Origin of the sequence: Desulfosporosinus sp. SYSU MS00001 (genome assembly GCF_049943955.1) — a bacterium.
Classification (GTDB): Bacteria; Bacillota; Desulfitobacteriia; order Desulfitobacteriales; family Desulfitobacteriaceae; genus Desulfosporosinus.
On record NZ_JBNFTW010000011.1, the window covers coordinates 76776 to 94326 of the forward strand.

General features: G+C 38.5%; 16 protein-coding genes. 1 reads left to right on the top strand and 15 read right to left on the bottom strand.

Annotation, left to right across the window (positions count from 1 at the left end):
- Positions 1-165 precede the first annotated feature (165 nt).
- From ACPUYX_RS17425 to ACPUYX_RS17470, 10 genes are all read right to left on the bottom strand, one after another.
- Positions 166-690 carry a hypothetical protein gene (locus tag ACPUYX_RS17425; protein WP_426380901.1) on the bottom strand — a complete coding sequence of 175 codons (525 nt, stop codon included), beginning with the start codon at positions 688-690 and terminating at the stop codon, positions 166-168.
- Between the two features lie 277 nt (positions 691-967).
- Entirely contained in the window at positions 968-1336 is a 369-nt protein-coding gene (locus tag ACPUYX_RS17430) for a NifB/NifX family molybdenum-iron cluster-binding protein (protein WP_426380902.1), read from the bottom strand.
- Positions 1337-1660: 324 nt separating this feature from the next.
- The gene (locus ACPUYX_RS17435; RefSeq protein WP_426380903.1) at positions 1661-2065 is read right to left on the bottom strand and encodes a cobalamin B12-binding domain-containing protein; all 405 of its coding nucleotides are present in this window, start codon (positions 2063-2065) and stop codon (positions 1661-1663) included.
- Positions 2066-2084: 19 nt separating this feature from the next.
- Positions 2085-3845: an acyl-CoA mutase large subunit family protein gene (locus ACPUYX_RS17440; protein ID WP_426380904.1), complete on the bottom strand. Its 1761-nt coding sequence runs from the start codon at positions 3843-3845 to the stop codon at positions 2085-2087.
- Positions 3846-3848: 3 nt separating this feature from the next.
- Positions 3849-4808: a methylmalonyl Co-A mutase-associated GTPase MeaB gene (gene meaB / locus ACPUYX_RS17445; RefSeq protein ID WP_426380905.1), complete on the bottom strand. Its 960-nt coding sequence runs from the start codon at positions 4806-4808 to the stop codon at positions 3849-3851.
- Between the two features lie 52 nt (positions 4809-4860).
- Positions 4861-5607 (bottom strand): 3-oxoacyl-ACP reductase FabG, encoded by a 747-nt coding sequence (gene fabG / locus ACPUYX_RS17450; RefSeq protein ID WP_426380906.1) that lies wholly within the window; start codon positions 5605-5607, stop codon positions 4861-4863.
- A gap of 50 nt (positions 5608-5657) precedes the next feature.
- Complete coding sequence (locus ACPUYX_RS17455) at positions 5658-6968, bottom strand: MFS transporter (RefSeq protein ID WP_426380907.1); 1311 nt, start codon at positions 6966-6968, stop codon at positions 5658-5660.
- Positions 6969-7188: 220 nt separating this feature from the next.
- Positions 7189-8928: a sigma 54-interacting transcriptional regulator gene (locus tag ACPUYX_RS17460; RefSeq protein ID WP_426380908.1), complete on the bottom strand. Its 1740-nt coding sequence runs from the start codon at positions 8926-8928 to the stop codon at positions 7189-7191.
- 322 nt (positions 8929-9250) lie between these two features.
- Complete coding sequence (locus tag ACPUYX_RS17465) at positions 9251-9715, bottom strand: (2Fe-2S)-binding protein (RefSeq protein ID WP_426380909.1); 465 nt, start codon at positions 9713-9715, stop codon at positions 9251-9253.
- Between the two features lie 231 nt (positions 9716-9946).
- Entirely contained in the window at positions 9947-10333 is a 387-nt protein-coding gene (locus ACPUYX_RS17470; protein ID WP_426380973.1) for a winged helix-turn-helix transcriptional regulator, read from the bottom strand.
- Between the two features lie 200 nt (positions 10334-10533).
- On the opposite strand from ACPUYX_RS17470, the gene ACPUYX_RS17475 reads away from it, so the two are divergent.
- Positions 10534-10824, top strand: coding sequence for a hypothetical protein (locus ACPUYX_RS17475; RefSeq protein ID WP_426380910.1), 291 nt, complete (start codon positions 10534-10536; stop codon positions 10822-10824).
- Positions 10825-10988: 164 nt separating this feature from the next.
- On the opposite strand, the gene ACPUYX_RS17480 is transcribed toward ACPUYX_RS17475, so the two are convergent.
- The 5 genes from ACPUYX_RS17480 to ACPUYX_RS17500 all read right to left on the bottom strand — a co-directional run bounded on the left by ACPUYX_RS17480 (position 10989) and on the right by ACPUYX_RS17500 (position 17259).
- Positions 10989-13493 (bottom strand): ABC transporter permease, encoded by a 2505-nt coding sequence (locus ACPUYX_RS17480; RefSeq protein WP_426380911.1) that lies wholly within the window; start codon positions 13491-13493, stop codon positions 10989-10991.
- Positions 13494-13553: 60 nt separating this feature from the next.
- Positions 13554-14642, bottom strand: a complete 1089-nt coding sequence (locus ACPUYX_RS17485; protein WP_426380912.1) for an HlyD family secretion protein — start codon at positions 14640-14642, stop codon at positions 13554-13556.
- Entirely contained in the window at positions 14636-15307 is a 672-nt protein-coding gene (locus ACPUYX_RS17490) for an ABC transporter ATP-binding protein (protein ID WP_426380913.1), read from the bottom strand. Before ACPUYX_RS17490 ends, ACPUYX_RS17485 begins: the two co-directional genes overlap by 7 nt.
- A 349-nt stretch (positions 15308-15656) precedes the next feature.
- Positions 15657-16697 carry a DUF4179 domain-containing protein gene (locus tag ACPUYX_RS17495; protein WP_426380914.1) on the bottom strand — a complete coding sequence of 347 codons (1041 nt, stop codon included), beginning with the start codon at positions 16695-16697 and terminating at the stop codon, positions 15657-15659.
- Positions 16690-17259, bottom strand: coding sequence for a sigma-70 family RNA polymerase sigma factor (locus tag ACPUYX_RS17500; protein ID WP_426380915.1), 570 nt, complete (start codon positions 17257-17259; stop codon positions 16690-16692). Before ACPUYX_RS17500 ends, ACPUYX_RS17495 begins: the two co-directional genes overlap by 8 nt.
- Between the last annotated feature and the right edge of the window lie 292 nt (positions 17260-17551).

The following is a 17551-nucleotide window of genomic DNA, read 5'->3' on the forward strand; positions in this document are numbered from 1 at the left end:
AGAGAGGCCATACACAGATGTGTTGACCTCTCTTTCACTATAATTTAACATCGTTATTGCTCGCCCCGTTTGATCCTTTACTATGTAGGCTATGCTATTAACTACATAGTAGTATTTAGGCCAGAAAGAGCTAGCTCAAAGTTATCAAAGTACGTTTCACTGAACTTATGCAGCTTCTTTATAACTCAAGGATAACTTTTTAGGCTCAGAGTAAAGTTTCTTTTGCTTTATATCAGATCGACCCTTAAATAAGACAATTTTACTATCGGTAACTTTAGGTTGGTCTGCTAATAATATGTACTTTTTAGTTATAAAAATAATTCTTTCATCAGAGTTTTTTATCAAATACAGCTTCCCATATTCTTCATCTTCAATAAAATAGTTTTTACCCGAACTAATATTACTCATGATCCACATTGTAGTTGAGATCATTGCTACAGTAAGCAATAAGCTCATTATAAAGGTAAAACAATAAGCATACAAGTTTTCCAGTCTCGAGTCTTTCCCAAGATAAAGAACCAGAGAAATACCAAATACAAGAATAATAGCTCTTACAAAATCAATAAAACGCCCTTTTTCTCCATTCAGAATTCTACAATCAACTGTTTCAAATCGGGACATTAGATTAATTACTTCTATGACTAGAGTGCAAAGGCCAGTTATTATTGAATAGCAAATTAATTGTCCCATTACCAACCCTCCTCTGTTCTTAAAAAAGAGTTTTCTTTATCACAGAATCTTGATTTGCATCTTAAGTCTCATCCAAATAGGACTTAAGTACCATTGAAAACATTATACAATTATACAAAATAATATTCAGTATTTTGACAACATCTTAACATTTTTATTTATATAACTACAAATTACCACAAATGACAATGGCACTAGCATTCTATTCAAAGAATACTTAGTGCCATACCTTTATCCAATCAACTATTTCTTCTTAAGCTTAGCAAGTGCCTATCCATTAATGATGATGTCCACCGCAATTCTCTGTCCCATCGAAGTTTTTGATAATTTTTAAAGAATTCTTTTCCATTAAATCGAGAGCATTTTGAACTGAACTACCGGCACTAAAAAATCTTGTTACATTAGCATCCGCTAATATATTAAATGCTAAAGATTCTATTTTGCCTGTTATTAGAGCCTCACAATCATACTTTAACACTTCACTCGCCAGGCTTTCTGCAGAAGAGCATTCCAAGGATTTATTATTTTTAATAACAGTAATACTTAAATCGTTCATATTGACAATTAGAAGATATGAGCATCGTTCAAATTGTTCAGATACCTTACTGTCCAAACTTTTACCGTCTGTGGCTACCGCAATATTCATTATTATCCCTCACTTTATCTATATGTGAGAATTCGTGGTTAAATACAGACCCCTATTTCATCAATACCCTTCTGAAATTGATCCGGTGATCATTAACATACGTAATATTTCGGCTTTTATCGTACAACAATCAACCGTAAACTACTATTTATTATCTTCTTATTATCTTCTTATTATCTTCTTATTATCTTCTTCATTTAATTGCTAAATTCCTTTGACATACCGACATTTTCTTATTATTGCGGAGCTATATCATTTCCATTATCTTATCTGGGAGGATTTCGCTCAGAGAATACACTTCCCCTTGCTCTTTAATTATGGACCTTACTTAATAGTATTAGCGGCATTTTTCATCACGGTTACTAATTCATCTCTTTTTGTACCGCTAACGCAGACATCATAAAAACCCATGTCCTTTAGGATTTTAACATCATTCGGAGGGATAACTCCACCAATGACAAAGGATATAGTTTGATCAATGCCTTGTTGTTTGGCTAATTCCAGAAGGTGTTTTCCAGTACGCAAATGGGCTCCCGAAAGTGAGCTGACACCAATAATTTGAACATCTTCTTCTGTCGCAGCCTTCAGCGCATTTTCTCCAGTGGTGTTGCCCATATAGACAACTTCCATTCCTTCTTCTTTCAAAATGGTACTCACGACGATGATCCCGCGATTATGTGTCTCGGGCCCGAGACAACACATTAATACTTTTATTTTTTTATCTTCCAACGTTGTCCACCCCATTCAATTAAAATACACTTGGCCGTTTCCAAAGGCCAAATACTTCTTTAAAGATCTTCCATTGTTCACCAACTGTACAACCCGCTCGAGCACAATTCACTGTATACTCCATGACGTTCTTACCATCTCTGCAGGCTATTCTTAATTCATTAAGGGCTTTTTCAACCTCAGCACTATCCCTATTCCTTCTGTGCTCCTCAAGGCGTAGTAATTGTCTCGCCTCACATTCCTCAGGATAATGGAAGGCTTCAAAATCTTCTCCTTCACTACTTTTTTGGAAATTATGGCCAACAATTTTAATTTCCCCTTTTTCAATGCGCATTTGTTCTTTATACATGTATTGGTATATTTTCCGGCTGAGATAACCGTTAGAAATAGCTTCTACATAGCCGCCTTGGTTCTCAATCTCTGTGATTTCTGCTAAGATTTTCTCTTCCATCTGATTGGTCAAAGCTTCTACATAATAGGAGCCTCCCAATGGATCAACAACAGCGGTAACTCCTGTTTCATGTTCAATAATTTGTTGGGTCCGTAAAGAAAGAAGTGATGCTTCCTCAGAAGGAACCGATATTGCCTCATCATAAGAATCGACATGCAAAGACTGCACCCCGCCGAGAACAGCAGCCAGCGCCTCGAAAGCGGATCGAATAGCATTGTTGTAGGGTTCTTCTCTGACCAGACTTATACCAGAAGTCTGGAGATGACATCTCATCCAGGTTGACCGATCGCTCTTAGCATGGTACTTATACTTAAGAATTCTGTACCAAAGTCTCCTCATGGCCCGTAGTCTGGCTGCCTCCTCAAAGATATCCATCCCCCCAGACCAGAAGAAAGCTAATCGCTCAGCTACCCAATCCACGTCGTAGCCGCGTCGAATCATTTCATCCAAGATCGCCATCCCGTGAGTTGCTGCTACAGCCATCTCTGTAACACCGGATGTCCCAAATTCTCGGAAATTGTATCCATTAAGCGTAATGAAATTCCATTTTGGCACATTCTTGCGGATGAATTCAATATTGTCACACTCTATCCGGAAACAATCTTTGGGCGGTATATATTCGGAAGAATTACGCACGAGTTCTTCTAGGGTCAAATCATTTTGTGAACTGCCTTTAAGCCGATCCCAAGCTACGCCTCTTTTTTCGGCCATGACCAAATACATCGGAAAGAGGCAGGCGGTGTTGGAAGGGTAGTGTGTAACGATTGAGGAGGTTTCGTTAGCAATATCAATCCCTTCATAAAGCAATTCCCAGTCACTAACATGGTTAACGCTGACTCCGCAGGATCCGACGGAACCTTGTGCCATTGGGTCGTCACAATCATACATTTGAATTGTGGGCATATCAAAAAGCAGATTAATTCCTGTAGCTCCGTGATTCAGTAAATACTTGATTCGGGCGTTCGTATCCTCCGGGCCGCCAAAACCGACCAGTTGACGTTGGGTAAAGGTGCGGCCACGATACATGTTACTATGAATCCCCCTTGTAAACGGGGCTTCGCCTGGATTCCCCAGTTGATCACAATAATCCGTATTGGCAATATTCAAGGGAGTATAGATCATTTCCCGTGGAATTTCAGAACCCAGAACTGTTAAGGGAACATTTTCCCAAGTTTCGAGATCCTTGGGTTTAACCTTTTCTTTTTTCCATTGAACAAGCACTTCTTGAACCTTTGCAAGATACGTTGGATCATAGACTTGGTAATTTTTCGTTCGCTTCATAGCCTCATTGAGCATTTCTGATGTTGTTTTCTGTTGCTCACTTGCCATATTTCATTCACCTTCCTCAATGTGTATTGGTAAAAGCAGCTGCAGAATTTCATCCGCAGCATGATAAGGATTTAAACCCTCTTCTTGAACTTTTTTTAAAATTGTTTTGACTTCCTCAACTTCTAAAAATTTTTGACGCAAGTATTTCTTCAATCCCTCTTCTAGGGCATCGCAGCATGCATGTTTGCGCTGCAGCTTGGTCTGTCGTTCTTTTAATCCCGATTGACATAAAAATGTTCTGTGTCTTTGAATAGCTTCATAAAGGTCTGAGATCCCTCGATTATTGAGTCCTTCCGTTAATAAAATTTCCGGAGTCCAATCACTTTCTTTTCTTAAATAGAGCATCATTTTCAGGTCATCGGCTACATCCTGAGCACCTGAAAGATCGGCTTTATTGACGACTAGCACATCAGCAATTTCTAAGATCCCAGCTTTTAAGGCCTGCATCTGATCGCCCAGTCCCGGTACAGAAACAACAATCTTGGTGTCAGCGTAACGAATGATATCGGCTTCCATTTGACCAACACCTACGGTTTCAACGATGATAACCTCTTTCCCAAAAGCATCCATCAATTTAATAATTTCACTTACTCTAGGGGCCAAACCGCCTAGAGCACCACGTGTGGCTAAACTTCGTAAGAATACACCGTCATCTTGATAAGCCCATTCCATTCGCACTCGATCACCAAGAAAAGCTCCCCCACTAAAAATACTGCTAGGGTCTACGCAGAGGATACCGACACTTTGACCATTACTTCTAAAATTACAGATCAACTTATCAACTAAGGTGCTTTTTCCAGCTCCGGGGGGACCAGTGACTCCGAGAACATATGCTTTGCCTGTCAGAGGATAGATTGCCTTCATGATATCAAGCAATTGAGGACTATCGTTCTCGACCATGGTGATTAGCTTACTCAAAGCTATTCGATTCTTTTGAATTAAGCGTTCAATCAGTTTTTCCATCTCTGCATCTCCATTATTATACGTGTTGAATATGCCCACCTTTGAATGATCGTTAAATATAATATCCTCCATTGATATCGATAACCGCACCTGTCATGTAGGATGCAGAATCAGCTGCAACAAAAGCAACAACATCTGCAACTTCAGTCGGTTCCGCCAAACGTCCTGCAGGAATCTTGTCAATGAGCGCCTGAAGTTGTTCTTCAGGATATTTCAGCATCATATCCGTTTTAATATAACCTGGAGCCAGTGCATTACAGGTAATTCCTTTAGAAACATTCTCAGCAGCAGTAACTTTAGTTAAACCGATTAATCCCGACTTTGTTGAGGCGTAATACCCTGTCCCGAAGATACCAAGCCTAGCTGTAAGAGATGAAATATTGACAATTCGGCCATAATTATTTTGTCTCATACTAGGCAATACAGCTTTGGTACAGATAAAAGGACCGGTAAGATTAACATTCATTACGGCATTCCAATTCTGCAAATCCCCTTTGTGGATTAAACCATCACGATTAATACCGGCATTGTTAACAAGGATATCAATACGTCCGAAACGTATTAAGATTTGCTCAACCATCTTATTGACTTCACTTTCTTGAGTTACGTCCGCGAGGAAAGCCTCAGCGTCTGTCCCCATTTTACGAAGTTCTGAGACGGTCTCATGGACTTTAACTTCATTTAGGGAGATATCGTTAATGGCAAGTTTAGCACCCTCCTTTGCCAAAGCGAAAGCAATTGCTTTCCCTAATCCTTGACCGCTGCCAGTTACTAAAGCAACTCTATCGATAGTTTTCATGGATTACCTTCCTTTCCACTCTTTCAAATTACCTCAAACAATTTAAGACCTTAATCCACAACTTGTTTTCCAGAAACAAACAATGCACACACGAAGATTCCAATAATTGATAAGATGATCGCGACACTCAATGCATAGACCCAAGATCCTGTTGCATTGACGATAAATCCTGTAACGATCGGCGCAATAATACCAGCAATGGTCCCAAAGGTATTCATAAGACCGGATATTAAGCCCGCATTTTTAGGTCCAAGATCAATAGGGAGCGCCCAGAAAGAGGAAAAATTCATAGATAAGAAGGAAACCGCGAGAGTAATCCACAAAACAGCCATTCCACCAGTTTCCGCCATTGCTCCAAGGTAAAGGAATAAGGCGCTCCCTCCAAAGGCTGCGTACATAATGTACTTACGGGCACGGGTTACACCAATTTTAGGTATCATGCGATCTGAAATATATCCAGCCAGATTTGTTATTACAAAGGCTCCAAGATAAGGCAGCATCCCGTAAATACCCATTTTTAAGATGCTAAAATGACGGGCCATAACGAGGTATCCTGGAAGCCAAGTCAAATAAAGATACCAAGAGTAATTCTGAAAAAAATAATTTATAGCTAAAGCCCAAACGGGACCCGATTTTAGAACGGCACTCATGTCGTTTAAATGCTCTTTCTTAGCCCCATGCCCCTCACCAATTAGCACTAATTCCTCCTGATTAACTTTGGGGTGATCTGAAGGACGATCTTTGGCATACCATAACCAGAAAAGGGTCCAGATCAACCCTAACAGACCGGCAAAATAAAAGGCTGCCGACCACCCAAAGGTGCTAATTATCCAGGCACTGATTGGAACCGAAACAGCTAAGCTTAAGGCCATTCCTGATAAATTCAAAGCTTGTGAACGTGCCCTTTCTTTGGAAGGCACCCAATTGGAAGCTATAGCGGTTTCCGCAGGAAATGTTACAGCTTCGCCAAGCCCCATCAATGCTCTGACTATCCATAAACTGTTTAGACTTTTTGCAAAGGGTGTAACTGCAGTAAATATTGACCACCAGGCGACACCCGCTGCTAATACCCGTTTGCCGCCAATTTTATCCGCTATCCATCCAGCAGGGATTTGCAAAATAAGATAACCTACAAAAAAGGCTGAAAGAATTGAGCCCCATTGAGCAGTATTCCAGCCATGTTCTTTCATAATCGTCACAGAAGCTACGGAAAGGTTGGCTCTATCCATATAAGCAATGACAATACTTAAAAAGGTCAGGATAACAATATTAGTACGAACTCTAGTGGGTTTTGATCTGTTAGCTTTGATCTCAATACTCTTTGGATTACTGTTAATTGGTTTAAGAGGAATCTCATTCAAGTAACTTCACCCCCCAAATTTTTAGAGCGCACTCATTAAGATTTAGTTGCAAAACCCGTGCCAATATATTTTAAATATTCTGATAACTATACGGGGTTATATCCTCATTTTTTGAGGTATTTGTAATTAGATATAAAATTAGCGATGCTCTATTGCATCGCTTTAGCTCTTTTTACAGGAAACTCCTGATGCTTTAGTTAATCAGTGATGCTTCTTGGCATCACCGACTTTCTTTTTCATAAAATTTCAGCTTTCGTACTACGGTAGATTGATTAATACCTAACATCGAAGCAGCTTTTCTTGTACTTTTAGTTAAATGATAGGCCTGTAAGATCATTTTCCTCTCTGTTTCGGCTAAGGCATCCTTTAAATGACAAAGCGGAGGCGGATTTGAAACAGCTCTTTCTTTACTGCCATTAAATAAAGAAGAATCGATCCATTCGTCAGAGCTTAAAATTACCATTCGTTCAATGGTGTTTTCGAGTTCACGAATGTTTCCTGGCCAATCGTGTTCGGTAAAAGCTTGCATAAGGCAAGGAGAAATTTTACGATTAAGGTTATATTTCTTAGAGAATTTCCGAATGAAGTACTCCACTAACATAGGAATATCAGTGACACGTTCGCGGAGAGGCGGAACATAAATATTCACAACATTCAAACGATAAAAAAGATCCTGGCGAAACGTCCCCTCTTTGACCATTTGTTCTAAATTTCGGTTTGTTGCTGTAATCAGTCGCACATCAACAGGAATACTCTGCGTCCCACCCAGGCGAGTAATCTCCTTCTCTTGAATCACTCTTAATAACTTAACTTGAAGGTCAAGAGGAAGTTCTCCCACTTCATCGAGAAATAAGGTTCCGTTTAAAGCTAGTTCAAAGATTCCAGGTTTCCCCTTCTTTGAGGCCCCAGTGAAGGCTCCTTCTTCATAGCCAAATAATTCAGACTCTATCAAACTTGGTGAGAGAGCTCCACAATTGATTTTAATAAAAGGACCAGTCGATCGTTTGCTTGATTCGCGAATCATCCGAGTTATAATTTCCTTGCCTACGCCAGATTCCCCAGTGATTAGTACATTTGTATCCACTCGCGCCACACGAATAGATAATTCCACTACTTTTCGGATTTCAGGGCTGTTAAAGATAAAGCCGTCCTCAAGTGCTTTTATCTTTAAGCGTGATAGTTCGGAACGATAACTATCCATCTCCTGAGAGAATTTATGAAGATTTCGTCTTAGGGAATTTAGTTCAGTGAGGTCTCTTATATTAGCAATTACACGTACTATCTTTCCATTAGTATTAAAAACGGGGGTTCCCGTAAACAGAATTTCTCTGCCATTAATTTCTTGAATCATAGTAGCGGAGTTAAGAGTTTGGAGTACTTTTGAGGTGACAAGTTCTGATAAGTAACCTTTTGTGACGAGTTCTGTTACAGGTTGTTCTGTAAAATTCTCTTCAAGGGGAATGCCAAGCATTAATCGGTATGCCTTGTTCATGCGGATTATGAAGCCTTTACCATCTGTAATCACTAAACCATCAGCCGAAGAATCGATCAAGGCGCTTAGTTCGCTATACAGCTCTTGAACAGAATGTAATTGGTGAGAGACCAATTCCAGATCAGTAATATCTGTAAAAGAACCTACTGCTCCGGTTATTTGCCCATTAATTATAATGGGCGTGCGATTGGTTAATACTGTTTTGTCTCCGATCTGCATCTTAACCCCATATTGGGGCTTAGCACTATGTAAAACATCTTTGATCTTAGACAAAGGAATAAGTTCATTAACATCACGCCCAATAACTTCTTCCCCGCATCCCATAAACTTCTTGCCATTTTCGTTGATAAACGTTATTTTTCCATTTATGTCAACAGCGATAATTCCAGTATGGATTGAGTCAAGCACAGCCCGAAGTTCATTGATCAGAGTTCTTAGATTCTTGCACTCTGTACTTTCACTGCTCATTAAAGGTTCCCCCAATCGCTAAATATCGCATCTTTATTTGATTCAACAACACCTAAAATAGTCTAATTTTTAAACTGTAGTTTAAAGGTTCTTAATTCTCCTTCTTCAAAGAAGTTCTTAAACCCTTCAATATGTCAGAATATTTTTTCTTATGAAAAATCAGTTTCCACTAACCTACAACTAGGCAGTCATTTTAAGGGCCCTAATTTGCCGTTATATATTAATTTTTTACTTATGACTAAAATAAAACAAAGGCCTCAAGATTGTTCTCCTGATGCCTTTGTTTTTACTCGATAAATTTGTGTTTTCAAGGCCCTTCACATCACTGGTCTGCGGGTTCTGTTCGTAAAGCGAGACTTTTGGCAATCACCGATTGCACAACAGAAGAACATCAGCTGCCTGCAGGATTTTTAGTCAGACATTCACGTCCAGTATTAGCTCCCGTATGGTTTTTAATATCTTCCAATGAAGAACAACATTTAGCTACAGCCACATGATATAAGATTTCATCCTCCGTAACATTTGCACAATAACAAACTGGAACGGGAGGAGGACCTTCCTTAAACCAGATCTTGTTAATCAATTGTTCTTGAAGGATTGTTTTCCCGTCAGGAGTATAATAGGCAACATCGCATTCGGGAGTTCTACACAAGAAAAACTGTTCACCTTCAACTGTAAAACCCTGTTTTACCTGATGCTTGACTGTTACTCTGCGAACCTTCTGCCCTATCCCACGACAAATAGGACAAACAGGAACTAGTTTTATATTCGTTGTAAGTTCAATCATAGCGTATCATTTCCTTCTTTAAGCCTAAGTCGTCTCCTTCTAACTGACTTTTTATCAAATCGTAAGACTCCCTCTGCTACAAGTGAACAAGTGGGAGCAGTTATTATGCCTTGCTTCGGTAGGTAGAGTCCATCCTTCAGCGAGATAGTATTTGTTATAGGCTAGGCGCTTTCGGCGAAAGTGGACACTTTCGCCAGCGAAGCCCCAATGTTCAGCTTTAGCTGAACGAATTCACTCTAAAGGAAAGCTGTAATTGCATTTATTGCATTGTGGAAGTAAGTTTTCATGGTCATTATTTTGATAAGCACCTGACCATTTACAAATACTTTGAAGAATCGGAACGACTGAATTCCCTTTCTTCGTCAACGAATATTCCACCCTCGGCGGTATCTCATTAAACTGCTTTCTTACAACAATTCCATCTAAAATCAATTCTTTTAATGCCGCAGCCAAAACTGCGTCCGTGATATCGGTCATTTCTTTTCGTACTTGGCTATATCGAAGTATGTTTTTTTCAGCCAAAACACATATAATTCGCGACTTCCACTTGCCCCCAAAAATATCCAGGCCATATTCCAAAGGACAGCGAATATCCTTTTCTAATTTAGGTTTATATATGTTACTTCGCCTCCTTTATTTCAGTAGCTCATTATAGATAAATTACTTTATAAATGCAAGTCACTATTTAATTTATAAGTAACAGATAAATTTAATAGTGACTTATAAATTAATTGATATATTACGATTTCAAAGTTGTTCATATATACTAAAAGCAAGTTCACAGCGTGAGCAATACTACATTCAAGGAGGAATTTTTTATGGAAGTAAAAGCGTATCTGGAAATCACGATGAAAATTAAGGATACCAATCGTCCGGCTGCTGCAAAGGTCTATGCAGATTATCGGCAACCGTTTTTGCAAGAAATCAAAGGAGCAGTTACTAAAGAGCTTCTTATCCGTGACGAAGATGTACAGGTTCTTCATGGTTTTGACAGCGTTGAGAATGCAAAAGCTTATCTTGATAGCGAGATGTTCAAAAATGACGTATTTGTCGGGCTGAAACCTTTATGGAGCGCCGACCCTGATGTAAAAATCTATAGTCGTGCTTAAGCGGTGTACCCCACAAAAACCGTTGTGGGAGGAGAGTAGCTGCTCTTAGATAAGTCAATAATGCGAAACGGCGGTTTTTGAGAGAAATTCACATCAAAGCCGCCGTTTCGCATTATTGACTCAAGATACAAGTATCGTATGCAATGATGGTGAACTTGAATTAATTATTCCAACTTTATCGAAGCAACTATATCCAGTTTTGAAGATTTCAGGGCAGGGCTTATTGAAGCAAGCAACATTAGAGCCATACCTGACAAAACATAGATAAAATAAGAACTAACAGGGAAGTGGATATCCTGGGAGTTATTCGTTCCAGCTAAAACAACGATCATTAACGTACCAGCCATAACACCTAACAACCCGCCAATTATACCGCCTGTCAACGATTCAATAAAAATCATCTTGACGATTTGAACCTTGCTCATTCCTATTGAACGAAATACAGCCAAAGAACGGCGGCGGACCAGAAAACTTATCAGAAGATTGTTCAAGACACCAAATACTCCAATGATGATGGCCAGCACTGAAAAACCGGACATGAGTATAGTACTCTGCTGATTTTCATTCATATATTCTTCCTGGATTTTAGCTTTTGTCTGTAGATAAGGCGATGACCTGATAAATTTAGATTCAATCTTTTTCAGAACAACATCAGGATTTTGAGAAGTTTTAATATAGATACTTGAGTAGTACTTATCCTGATTGTCCGCTTTTAAAAATCTCTGGGATACCAAGCCAAGATATTTGTTTGAAGCGAAATTATCAAAGAAGCCTATTACTTTGTATTCTTTTTCCCCGCCTTTCAGCTTAAGTTTAAGTAAATCCCCTTCCTTTAACTTCAGTTTTTCCTTTAAAGCATTCGTCAGTAATATGTTGCGCCCTTCATCCAGCTGATTAAACTCCTTTTGAAGGTCCCCAGACATTGGAAAATTCCAGAAGTCAAAAACCTTCGTTGTATCAACCCCCTTGATCCGTGATATTTTGTCATTTTTACTAGCAATTTCTACGCCATAAGCTTCGTAATCCCCATAGACCTCTTGAACACCTTCAATGCTCAGCAACCTGTTTTCGACCGTCCGATCGGCTTTTTGTATGCCCATTTCAATATCATACAACACATTTTTGTATTGATCCGTTATACTCATGACACTATCGTAGCTGGCTGTGTTAATTAAAAGCAAACAGGCAATACCAATAGCCAGCATTGATATATTGTTAATAATATTTTGGTTTTCTCTTAAATTCTTGGCAGCTAGAATTCCTATATTGCCAAAAGAAAAAACATACAACTTTTCCAACAACTTAGCAAAAAGTGCCGTGAAATTAGGGACAAGCATGACGACAGCCAAGAGGGATAAGATCATCCCTACACTTCCCAAAATAGGCCTCAGATCATCCGAATTAATGAGCGAAAAAGCAAAGGCTATCATCATGAAAACTATCCCCAGCACCGGCCATAGCTTTCTTCGCCTTGTATCTTTTTGTACGATGTTTAAAACAATTTCCTTTATTGGGATTTTAGATACTCTTAAAATTGGAATTAGAGAGCTGACCAGGCAAAGAATCAAGGCCATGCCAAAAGCCATCAGAAAATTTATTCCTGAAAACTGAATGGTAGTATGAAACTCCATTCCCTCGGAACCATTGACCATCTTACTTAAAGCATAGGACATCAAATATAAGATACCTACTCCCACAACACACCCTAAAAGACCACCTATAATACCGTAAAAAAGGCTTTCCCCTAACAATAAATAATTGGTCATTCGTTTGGTTGCGCCTATACTGCGGAAAGTTCCTATTATTGGAAGCTTCTCCGTAGTAATCACCTTAAATGAGGAATATATGATAAATATGCTCATAAAAAAAACAATAGATGAGAGCATAAGAAAGACTGCCGATATCATAGACGTTTCCTGTTTTATTTCCTCCAAAGGAAAAAGCTCAAATACCTTATAGCTCTTATAATCGTCTGCTAACTGATCAATCATTTTCTGTTTGTCTTCCGAGTTTAATAGTTTAATATAAATAGCCCCTACCTTACCCTGAGCATTGCTATAAGTACTTAAAAAATCCGTCGGAACAAGAGCGGTAATTGATTTGCTGTCGCCCTTAAAAAAACCTGTAGCCGAACTGATCGCGCATATTTTGAACGTTTGTCTGGATACCTTGTTCTCGTATTCTAATTCCAATTCCAGACTATCCCCTACCTTCAATTGATACTTAGCGGCATCCGCCTGGCTTAAAACAATCTTCCTGCCCTCAAAAGGATATAAATTGGACTCCTGTTCGATAGTAAATGGGTTCATTTTTTGGATATCTTCAAGCTCAGCTCCCGTCAAGTTTACGGGAATCTTTTTATGTACCCCAGGTTGATAAATTGCATTATTCTGCAGCTCACCGATGATATATTCCGTACGATCGCGATACTTTTCTGCTCTTTGCATATAGAAAAAAGGAGATACCGATTTTTCAGTGGAAACGATTGTAATATCCGCATTTCCGACCGAAGCTTGAATTCCTTGGATAATCATTTCATTCAGGCTTCCGGAAATAGCTATTGAAGCAAAAAACACCCCGGAAGAAAGAACAATGGCTAGAATAATCAGAAATGTACGCAGCTTTTTTTCACCCATACTTTTAAAGATATACTTAGTGATCACACCCATCAAAACACTCCCTAAGCAGCTTCCCGGCCTTATAAGGACATGCTGCTTTGATTCTTATTTCTAATCCTGCTTCTTATTTTCTGCACTAATCGAAACATCGACGTTAAATTCAGGGAGCAAAAAACTATCTTTTTTTTCAATTGCTATTCGTACAGGAATAATGGTTTCATTGTCCTTTTGAACTGCTTTCTCGGCAATGGTAAGAACTTTTCCTTTATATGTCCGGGATTTGTCTGCTTGAGGGTTTATGGCAACCTCTGCTCCTATTTTCACATCCTTAATAAATTCTTCAGCCACGTCAGCCTCAACATAAAGGCTATCTTTATTTAGAATAGTGAGTAATTTTTTTCCTTGCTCAGTACTAATAATATCCCCTTGTGCGCACCCGATCTCACCCACAACCCCACTGGTTACATCGGCAATAATATCATTGCCTTTTAAATAGCTCTTGTTCATTTTTTCCTGCATCGTTTGAATATCAAATTCCAGGGAAGCTGCATTATTATTCTTCTCATCTCTGGACGTAATCAGATCGGCCAGCTCGTCTTGAATTTCCTTCCTGCTGCTTTCCTCAGAATAAACGGCATCTTCGACGGCTTTTTTCTTCTCATTTACTGTATCCCTAAAATGATTCAATTCTTCGAGAGAAAAGGCTCCTGCTTTATAGAGTTCTTCCCTCGCCGTCAGTTCCTTTACTGCACTGGTATATAATTCTTCCGCGTATTTTCTTTCATTAATATATTTCTTAATATTTGGATCGCTGCTATTATCCAAACTGCTCCGTTTCGCTTCATAATTCTCCTCTATGTCTGCTAATTCCAGCTGCAGGTTTCTTAATTCCAGCTGCTTGCTTCTGATCTGATCCTGATAATTCTCAGTATCCAAACGGATTAATGTCTCTCCCCTGTTTACTGTCTGCCCTTCTGCCACATTGACTTTAGTTACAACCGCAGGGATATCTAGATTAATCGTTTCTACCTCGCTAGATTTTACGACGCCAAAAGCTTCAACAACTTGCTTAGTCACAGGTTTTGCCGCATTTTGACCAGTTGTTTCGGCTTTTTTGCCGCAGCCGGACAGGCTAAAAAGTAATATTCCAATACTCCCTGCAATTAAGCTGCTCTTTAATAACCTTTTCACTGTTAGCATACCATCCCATCTTTTAAGTTTATGACCCTTAGGCCGTAATCTGCTGCTTCCCTAGAGTGAGTTACCTGAACAATGGTTCTCTTTTTTTCCGTATTGATTGCCTTCAACAGTTTCATTACTTCTGTCCCTGTTTTCGAATCTAAGTTACCTATCGGCTCATCCGCTAAAATAATCTCCGGCTCATTGATTAGAGCTCTGGCAATCGCTACTCTCTGCTGCTGCCCCCCCGATAATTCCCTGGGAGTGTGTTTTTTTCTGTCCGCAAGACCGACAATCTCTAATATTTCATCAAGTTTACTTCTGTAACTCTTTATTTTTTTCCCGTCAAGCAAAATCGGCAGGAAAACATTTTCTTCCACACTTAAATTCGGAATGAGATTGTAAAACTGAAAGACAAACCCTATATCCTTTCTGCGCATTGCACTTTCATCCCGATCCTTCATTTGAGAAATCTCTTTGCCATTGACTTTAATGCAGCCGGACGTTGGTTTATCCAATCCGCCAATTAGATATAAAAGAGTGCTTTTTCCAGAACCTGATGGACCCATTATGGAAACAAACTCGCTTTTGTGAATATGGACATTAATATTTTTTAATACCTCTACCTCAACCGTTCCCAGCTTATAGACCTTCCGCAGATCCTCTACTTCAATAACCGCTTCCATTTCTTCACCTCATAAAAACTCTGAAATTTATCAGATCTAAATTAACAGTACCTAGATCCTAGACGCATTTCTATCACAGCTAGAACCTTACGTTTCGCAGTACTATTTAATTGGACGTAAAATCTGCCTAAAACACTTCAAGTTCTTCCCAAAACTCTATGCCCATTTTAATTCTTAGGTCTTAATTTTTTCTAAACAACTTCTTAACAGTTTCTTAACAGACTTCTCATGGGGACCTCGGAGACGAGTTTTTGATTCCACCATCGCTATATCTTCAGAAAAGAAAGGAAAACCTCCGAAGACGATCTTCGAAGGTTTCTTCAAAAAGAAGGATATTTTGAAATATGCTCTATTTAATTTTGATTTCAAAAGCTTGATCTTTCAATATCGTTTTGTGATCCGAATTTTGTCTATACTCATGGTCTCCCACTTGCTGAGGTTTTCCGTAGTATATTGTAACTGGGGTGATTTTTAGTTTAGTGACCTTCTCATTCAAAGTTTCATAAATCCAAAAATTTGATTTCAGGCCAGTTGACCCCGAAACCCATTTTAACTCATTCCCGTTTTGGTCTTGCACAATAAACTGCATATCATAAGATTTATCCTTTGGGTCTTGTTCCTTCATGGTAAAATTCAGAACTGTTGATATTGGGGAGAGCTTAAGATTATCTACAGAAATCGTATTTCCCTGTCCTAAAAGGATCTCTTTATTTATCGTAATGGTTTTTACTTTGCCTGAAAGATTATCTTTACTGGTATAAAATTCGAAAGCCCAGTTTCCTTTCTTATGTGTATCTCCCCAAATTTCATTAAACTCAATTTTCATATCCAAATTCCCATTTTTTATGAAATCTTTAGTTAAGTGTATCGACGAAAGGAAACTACAAGTATTGTTATCTCTTACAATGGCTTTACAGGTTCCTCCGTTACTTGATAGTTCTTGGCCATTTATATATATATTAGGCATAACAGAGGAACTTTCAGCCCATTTGACTCCTTCAGCCTGAAAAGTGCTGCTTACTAGAATTTGATTATTATCGATTGCCACTTCATTCAAAGTAACAGCAACCCCATCCTGATTAATTGTTCTGTTGACAACCGTTTTATAATCTTGGAGGGTACTTGTTCGATAATGAATAAATTCTTCAATACTGATACCAAAGATATTTGCCAGGGCTTCCTTGCCAGCCATCGGCATTATCAATAGGGCAAATCCAATAATTAAGGTCATAGCAATAGCAATACCTATTTTATAACTTTTAGCGAGATTAAAGCGGCTTTTGCGAAAAGCCCTTTTCATCTGCTTTATTTCATGAGCACTTAATTCGTATTCCGGATAATTACTGAAATCTATGTCAACCTCATTTAATAGTTGATAAATATTATTCATGTTGGATACCTCTGCTTTCCTGGTTGGTCTTCATAAAACCTCGCAATTTGTTTTTGGCCCTTGATAAACGGTTGTATATGACCGAGGGTTTTAGATTCATTTCCTCGGAAAGTGCTTTAATATCTTTTTCCTGAACAAAATGATCAATAAATAATTTCTTATCTTCTGACTTTAAATGATTAAGTAATTGTTCGACGTCTTCATCTAATTCATTTTTGAGAAGTTCTCGATCTACATAAGCACTGCTTGCCAAAGAAAGATCTTCTATATTCTCTATCTCCAACTCCCGAAGATACTTTCTTTTATAGTCAATGCATTTATACGTAGAAACAGCTCCCAGCCAATTTTTAAAAGGTTTTTTCTTTTCATCAAAATCCTCAATGTGTAACCAAACCGCTAATAAGATATCGTTAATACATTCACCTTGAAGATTTTTAAGTCCATAGAGATTCTTTTTCACAATACTTTTAATCAGCCAACCATAATTACAAATGAGATAATCCAGTGCTTTCTCTTCTCTTTTCTTTAGAAGAACAATAAAATTTGTTTCATCAATTTTCATTCTAATTCCTTTCGAAAATTTTTTTGATGAGAGCTCCCATAAATTATTTCGTAAAAAGAATTCATTTTCTATCATGATGCCTATTATTTTTCGAAGCCAACTAAGGCTACTGACAAATATTTGCCAAAACGTGAAATTCGCTTAGATTTTAATAGCCGTAATCCAAGCGAATTTTTCTGATTGCATTTACTTCCATAACAATCACTAACCTTAAAAGGGCTTGAAATCAAGTTTAATATGAGAATACCTGAATAATCCGGGTGCAAAAACCCCCGGCACTATACTGTTGGCT

Bases quoted from the DNA above. Each gene is read 5' to 3' on its own strand.
- ACPUYX_RS17480 (WP_426380911.1), bottom strand. From the start codon at position 13,493: ATGGGTGTGATCACTAAGTATATCTTTAAAAGTATGGGTGAAAAAAAG.
- ACPUYX_RS17430 (WP_426380902.1), bottom strand. From the start codon at position 1,336: ATGAATATTGCGGTAGCCACAGACGGTAAAAGTTTGGACAGTAAGGTA.
- ACPUYX_RS17440 (WP_426380904.1), bottom strand. From the start codon at position 3,845: ATGGCAAGTGAGCAACAGAAAACAACATCAGAAATGCTCAATGAGGCT.
- ACPUYX_RS17500 (WP_426380915.1), bottom strand. From the start codon at position 17,259: ATGAAAATTGATGAAACAAATTTTATTGTTCTTCTAAAGAAAAGAGAA.
- ACPUYX_RS17495 (WP_426380914.1), bottom strand. From the start codon at position 16,697: ATGAATAATATTTATCAACTATTAAATGAGGTTGACATAGATTTCAGT.
- ACPUYX_RS17460 (WP_426380908.1), bottom strand. From the start codon at position 8,928: ATGAGCAGTGAAAGTACAGAGTGCAAGAATCTAAGAACTCTGATCAAT.
- fabG (WP_426380906.1), bottom strand. From the start codon at position 5,607: ATGAAAACTATCGATAGAGTTGCTTTAGTAACTGGCAGCGGTCAAGGA.
- ACPUYX_RS17490 (WP_426380913.1), bottom strand. From the start codon at position 15,307: ATGGAAGCGGTTATTGAAGTAGAGGATCTGCGGAAGGTCTATAAGCTG.
- ACPUYX_RS17475 (WP_426380910.1), top strand. From the start codon at position 10,534: ATGGAAGTAAAAGCGTATCTGGAAATCACGATGAAAATTAAGGATACC.
- ACPUYX_RS17425 (WP_426380901.1), bottom strand. From the start codon at position 690: ATGGGACAATTAATTTGCTATTCAATAATAACTGGCCTTTGCACTCTA.
- ACPUYX_RS17485 (WP_426380912.1), bottom strand. From the start codon at position 14,642: ATGCTAACAGTGAAAAGGTTATTAAAGAGCAGCTTAATTGCAGGGAGT.
- meaB (WP_426380905.1), bottom strand. From the start codon at position 4,808: ATGGAAAAACTGATTGAACGCTTAATTCAAAAGAATCGAATAGCTTTG.